This is a genomic window from Prevotella sp. P4-67, from assembly GCF_002251325.1.
In the GTDB taxonomy this organism is placed as follows: domain Bacteria; phylum Bacteroidota; class Bacteroidia; order Bacteroidales; family Bacteroidaceae; genus Prevotella.
Map to the genome: position 1 here is coordinate 41,931 of NZ_NPJL01000040.1, position 6,123 is coordinate 48,053.

Sequence of the window (6,123 nt, forward strand, 5' to 3'; positions counted from 1 at the left end):
GTTATGGCTGGCTGTCGTCGAGAAATCCCTGTCGGCGTAGCGCCTTGATGAGCGTGGCAGAGATGGCCTCGTTGTCCTTGCGCGTGTAGCGGATGTCGGTGAATATCTGGGCGAGGGTCTGCACGTTGTTGATTTCCACGAAGTGGCGGTTCTCCTCGGTGGCTTCCTTCTCGGCATAGGCGGCGTCGATGCGTTCGGGCGTATAGTCGGCGTAGGTCTCCTCGTGCACGATGGCGCTCAACGGCAGACGGTCGGTCTGCGCCGGATGCTCGTCGGGCCAACCCAGAGTGATGGTGGCGACGGGGAATACCAGCGGGGGCAGCTGCAGGGTGTCGATGATGGCCTCGGGGCAGTAGACGGTGGTGCCCAGGAAGCAGAGCCCCAGCCCCTCGGCCTCTGCCATGTTGCAGAAGGTCTGGCAGTAGAGTAGGGCGTCGGTGGCGGCATTGATGAAACTCAGCAGGTTGTCGTATCCGGGATGGCCCTGTCGCTGCTCTGCCCACAGGGTGGTACGCCTGTAGTCGGCACAGAAGGTGAGCACCACGGGGGCTTGGGTCACCATGGGCTGGGAGAAGTGGGCGGGAGCGAGCCGCGCCTTCATCTCGTCGCTGCGCGTCACTACGACCGAATATAGTTGCAGGTTGCCCATCGTCTGGGTACGTTCGGCATCGCTGAGCAGCCGATGGAGCAGCGCCTCGTCAATGGGCTGCTGGGTATAGCGGCGTATGGAACGCCTGGAAGTAAACTGTGTCATCTTTTTGGAAAACTTTTCTGCGACAAAGTTATCTAAAGTTTTCCAAAACGGAAAACAAATAATCGATTTCTTTTATGAAAAATTCCATGAAAACGCTCGCTCATGTTGAAAAAATGTAGTAGCTTTGTAGTCCGACATATTATAATAATTATCCAACTTGTTATGAGCGAACTGAAAACATATTCTTACGATGAAGCATACCGTGCCACGCTCGCCTACTTTGACGGCGATGAGCTGGCAGCCCGAGTATGGGTCAACAAGTATGCCATGAAAGACAGCGCGGGCAACATCTATGAGCAGACGCCCACAGATATGCACTGGCGAATAGCCAATGAGATCGCGCGAATAGAGAACAACTATGACAATCCGATGAGCGCCCAGGAGGTGTTCGATGTGATAGACCATTTCAGATACATAGTGCCTGCCGGCAGCCCCATGACGGGCATCGGCAACAACCATCAGGTGGCCTCGCTGAGCAACTGCTTTGTGATAGGCCTCGACGGCGATGCCGACTCTTATGGCGCCATCATGCGCATCGATGAGGAACAGGTGCAGCTCATGAAGCGCCGCGGCGGCGTGGGTCACGACCTGAGCCAGCTGCGCCCCAAGGGCTCTCCCGTCAACAACTCTGCCCTCACCTCTACCGGACTGGTGCCCTTTATGGAGCGATTCTCCAACTCTACACGTGAGGTAGCGCAGGACGGACGCCGTGGAGCGCTGATGCTCTCGGTGAGTATCAAGCACCCGGACTCTGAGGCGTTTATCGACGCCAAGATGACCGAGGGCAAGGTGACTGGCGCCAACGTGAGCGTGAAGCTCGACGACGCCTTCATGCAGGCAGCCGTCGACGGGAGCGACTATGTACAGCAGTTCCCCATCGACAGCGACCAGCCGATGATGACAAAGACCATCAATGCCCGCCAGTTGTGGGAGAAGATAGTACACAACGCATGGCAGAGCGCCGAGCCAGGTGTGCTCTTTTGGGATACCATTCTCCGCGAGAGCATCCCCGACTGCTATGCCGACCTCGGCTTCCGCACAGTGAGTACCAATCCCTGTGGCGAGATACCTCTCTGTCCCTACGACAGCTGTCGACTGCTGTGTGTCAACCTCTACAGCTACGTGGTCAACCCCTTCACCCCCGAAGCCCGTTTCGACTTCGACCTCTTCCGTCGTCATGCCCGCGCTGCCCAACGCATCATGGACGACATCGTAGACCTGGAGATGGAGAAGATAGACCAGATAATGGACAAAATCAAGCATGATCCCCAGAGCGATGAGGTCAAGGAGGCCGAGTATCATCTCTGGGAAAAGATACGCCACAAGAGCGGTCAGGGCCGTCGCATCGGTGTGGGCATCACCGCCGAGGGCGATATGCTCGCTGCCATGGGCCTGCGCTACGGCACCCAGGAGGCTACCGACTTCAGCGTCGAGGTACACCGTACCCTCGCCCTTGGCGTCTATCGTGCCTCGGTCGACATGGCGCGCGAGCGTGGCGCCTTTGCCATCTACGATGCCCACCGCGAGGAAGCCAACCCCTTCATCGGACGCATCCGTGAGGCCGACCCCGAGCTCTATGCCGATATGGTCAAGTATGGCCGTCGCAATATAGCCTGTCTTACCATTGCGCCGACAGGCACTACGTCGCTCATGACGCAGACCACTTCGGGTATCGAGCCCGTATTCATGCCCGTCTACAAGCGCCGCCGTAAGGTCAACCCCAATGACGCCGACGTGCATGTGGACTATGTAGACGAGGTAGGCGACAGCTTCGAGGAGTATATCGTCTACCACCGCAAGTTCCTCACCTGGATGGAGGTCAACGGCATGGATATCCACAAGCGTTACTCGCAGGAAGAGATAGACCAGCTGGTAGCTCGCTCGCCTTACTACAAGGCTACTGCCAATGATGTGGACTGGCTCATGAAGGTCAAGATGCAGGGCGCCATCCAGAAGTGGGTAGACCACTCTATCTCCGTGACCGTCAATCTGCCCAACGAGGTCGACGAGGCTCTCGTCAACCGTCTCTACGTCGAAGCCTGGCGCTCCGGGTGCAAGGGCTGTACCATCTATCGCGACGGCAGCCGCTCGGGCGTGATGATGTCGGTAAGCAAGAAGGACAAGAAGAAGGAGAAGAACCATCAGGCCGAGGCTGCGGCTTCGCCCTGCCAGCGTCCGGCTGTCACCGAGACCCGTCCCAAGGAACTCGTGTGCGATGTGGTGCGCTTCCAGAACAACCGCGAGAAGTGGGTGGCTTTTGTAGGACTGCTCGACGGCTATCCCTATGAAATCTTCACCGGTCTGCAGGACGATGAGGAAGGTATCGTGCTGCCCAAGACCGTCACCCGTGGCAAGATAATCAAGCAGACCAACGAGGACGGCAGCCATCGCTATGACTTCCAGTTTGAAAACAAGCGTGGTTACAAGACTACTGTCGAGGGCTTGTCTCAGAAGTTCAACCCCGAGTATTGGAACTATGCCAAGCTCATCTCGGGTGTGCTGCGCTACCGTATGCCTATCGACCACGTCATCAAACTTGTAGGTTCGCTCCAGCTTAATGATGAAAGCATTAACACTTGGAAGAACGGCGTGGAGCGCGCACTCAAGAAGTACATCGCCGACGGTACTCAGGCCAAGGGACAGATGTGCCCCGCCTGCGGACAGGAAACCCTTGTCTACCAGGAGGGCTGCCTCATCTGCACCAACTGCGGTGCCAGCCGTTGCGGTTGATGCCTTATATATAATCGTTGACACCTTATATATAATAATAGCAATCACTAAGATGAAACTCAACTCCAGTTATATTTATCTGCAAGACCTGCGCTTTCACGCCTATCACGGTGTGGAGGCGCAGGAGCGTATTGTGGGCAACGACTATCTGATGGACGTGCGCCTGCAATATCCTGTCGACCAAGCTATGCTCAGCGACAATGTGCTCGACACCGTCAACTATGCCGATGTCTACCGTGTGCTCGAACAGGAGATGCAGGTGCCCAGCAATCTGCTCGAGCGCGTGGCTTACCGCATTGCCGACCGCATCTTCCGTCGCTTCGCCTTTGTCAAGAGTATTGACATCAGACTCACCAAGCTCAACCCGCCTATGGGTACCAATATGGGTGGTGCCGGTGTGGAACTCCACTTTGACAATGACCATGCTTAGCGCCGGGAGCAGATTCTCTGCGGGGGGGAATGCCCCAAACGGTCATGGACTACGGTGCGCCTACGCCATCTTTCATTTCCACTCTCATATAAGTCAAACTAAAAGTTTTATCTATGAAATCGATTGTCATTATACTCATGTCGTGTCTGGTCGCAGTGACAGTCTCTGCGCAGGGAATTATCCGCAGACCGGCAGCAACCAAACCCAAGCCAACAGTAAGGAAACCCCAGAGTCGCGGCAGAAGTGCCGTAAGGCCCAAGCCTGCCCATCCGAAGAAGGTAGACCACATCAACTCGCTGGCAGAGCCTCTGCGCTCCCACCTCAAGAAACTCATGGCCGATATGGTGCTGGTAGAGGGCGGTACGTATATGATGGGCGACCCCAATGGAGATTGGGATAACGAGTACTGCATCGAAGTGCCGCATAAAGTTACCCTCAGATCGTTTTATATCTGCAAGTATGAGGTCACCGAGGCGCTTTGGACCGCTGTGATGGGCAGTAATCCGTCAAAGTATCCGTCGGGAGACAACTATCCGGTTGAACAAGTGAACTGGTATGACTGTCAGGACTTCGTAGAGAAGCTAAGCGAATTGACCGGACGCCACTTCCGTCTGCCTACAGAGGCCGAATGGGAGTATGCTGCACGTGGCGGCAAGCGCAGTCGTGGTTATAGATATAGCGGAAGCTACAATCTTGATGAAATAGGATGGCATGCAGGTAATGCCAAGCGGTATTCTTGGAGTTCATTGGGTGACAAGAAAGAGGTGGGAACCAAAAAGCCCAACGAACTGGGTCTTTATGATATGACTGGAAATGTGAATGAATGGTGCCAGGACAAGCATAACGATGATTATTATCGCCATAGTCCCACTACCAATCCCCAAGGACCGGATAGAAGTACATACAAAGATGGCCGTTGTTTTAGAGGTGGCTCGGTCTGGGAAGATGATAAATATGACTATTTGAAAGTATATCATCGCCCTCGTGGTGGGATGCCCCCAGAGGAAAAATATGGCCATCTCGGGCTGCGTTTGGCCATGTCTGTAAACTAATGGCTCCGTCGGGTTTATGGTAACGGCGCCGAAGACACTTAATAAATGATAAAACTTGACAGCCGCTGGCGGTTTTATGATGAATATTTGTTAATTTTGCATTGTTATTCATGTAGATATGATTAAGCGAACAGTCTTGGCTCTCTTGCTGGCGCTCCTTACCATCCCGATGATGGCCGACGGGCGCCGATTTACCCTGGTCATTGACGCCGGCCACGGCGGTCACGACTTTGGCGCACCCGGAGCCGTAACCAATGAGAAGACGCTTACCCTGCGTTATGCCCTCGCCTTCGGCCGAATGGTCGAGGAGCGTTGCCCCGATGTGCGAGTCATCTATACCCGTAAGCGTGATGTGTTTATCAAGTTGATAGACCGTGCCGAAATCGCCAACCGCAACAAGGCCGACCTCTTCATGTCATTCCATATCAACGCCGTCGAAGGCAGCCGCTCGGCACGTGGTTTCCAGACCTGGACGTTGGGCCGTGGAGCCAACACCGGCAACAAGGGCATCATGGAAAACCTCGATGTCGCCAAGCGAGAGAACTCCGTAATCTTGATGGAGAAAGACTACAAGCAGGTGTATAAAGGCATAGACCAGAACTCTGCCGAGAGCGACATCATGTTTGAGTTTATCGCCGACAAGAACCGCGAGCGCAGTGTGGAGCTTGCCAAACTCATGCAGCGAGAGGTGTGCCGCGCCACCGGACGTATCAATGCCGGCGCCCACCAGAACAATCTGGCCGTGCTGCGTCTCTCGTCGATGCCCAGCTGCCTCCTGGAACTCGGCTTCATATCCACCCCCGACGAAGAGCGTTTCCTCAACTCCGATGCAGCGCTCACCCTCTACACCCAAGGCATCTTCAACGCCTTCTTGCAGTACAAGATGCGATTTGCAGACAAGATTACCGTACCTTATAAGGCTGACGACAACACCCCGAGGGCGTTGCCGCAGATCGTACCCGACGAGTATCGCAAGCAGCAGCTTGCAGCCCAGGCACCCGCAGCCACCCCGCAGCCCCAGACAGCGATGACGCGCCAGGCAGCCACCGTAGATGCCCAGCGCCAGGCAGCCACCCCCGACACTGCCCAGGCTCCCTCCGCTCCGAAGGCCGAAGCCAAGACTTCCGCCCCTGCTCCCACAGCGCCCGCGCAAGTAC

At 55.6% G+C, this 6,123-nt stretch carries 5 protein-coding genes; 4 read left to right on the forward strand and 1 reads right to left on the reverse strand.

Features of this window, described 5'->3' with window-relative positions; all coding sequences use genetic code 11:
- Nucleotide 1: 1 nt before the first annotated feature.
- The gene (locus tag CIK92_RS06995) at nucleotides 2–754 is read right to left on the reverse strand and encodes a nitroreductase family protein (protein ID WP_094388605.1); all 753 of its coding nucleotides are present in this window, start codon (nucleotides 752–754) and stop codon (nucleotides 2–4) included.
- 162 nt (nucleotides 755–916) lie between these two features.
- On the opposite strand from CIK92_RS06995, the gene CIK92_RS07000 reads away from it, so the two are divergent.
- The 4 genes from CIK92_RS07000 to CIK92_RS07015 form a co-directional block, all read left to right on the forward strand.
- On the forward strand, nucleotides 917–3,484 hold the full coding sequence (locus CIK92_RS07000; protein ID WP_094384467.1) for an adenosylcobalamin-dependent ribonucleoside-diphosphate reductase: 2,568 nt from the start codon (nucleotides 917–919) through the stop codon (nucleotides 3,482–3,484).
- Between the two features lie 52 nt (nucleotides 3,485–3,536).
- Nucleotides 3,537–3,914, forward strand: a complete 378-nt coding sequence (gene folB, locus CIK92_RS07005) for a dihydroneopterin aldolase (protein WP_022309784.1) — start codon at nucleotides 3,537–3,539, stop codon at nucleotides 3,912–3,914.
- Between the two features lie 113 nt (nucleotides 3,915–4,027).
- Nucleotides 4,028–4,966 (forward strand): SUMF1/EgtB/PvdO family nonheme iron enzyme, encoded by a 939-nt coding sequence (locus tag CIK92_RS07010; RefSeq protein ID WP_094388606.1) that lies wholly within the window; start codon nucleotides 4,028–4,030, stop codon nucleotides 4,964–4,966.
- A gap of 118 nt (nucleotides 4,967–5,084) precedes the next feature.
- Nucleotides 5,085–6,123: N-acetylmuramoyl-L-alanine amidase (locus tag CIK92_RS07015; RefSeq protein WP_094388610.1), on the forward strand; the 1,039-nt coding region annotated here is incomplete at its 3' end.

Bases quoted from the DNA above. Each gene is read 5' to 3' on its own strand.
- CIK92_RS07010 (WP_094388606.1), top strand. From the start codon at position 4,028: ATGAAATCGATTGTCATTATACTCATGTCGTGTCTGGTCGCAGTGACA.
- CIK92_RS06995 (WP_094388605.1), bottom strand. From the start codon at position 754: ATGACACAGTTTACTTCCAGGCGTTCCATACGCCGCTATACCCAGCAG.
- folB (WP_022309784.1), top strand. From the start codon at position 3,537: ATGAAACTCAACTCCAGTTATATTTATCTGCAAGACCTGCGCTTTCAC.
- CIK92_RS07000 (WP_094384467.1), top strand. From the start codon at position 917: ATGAGCGAACTGAAAACATATTCTTACGATGAAGCATACCGTGCCACG.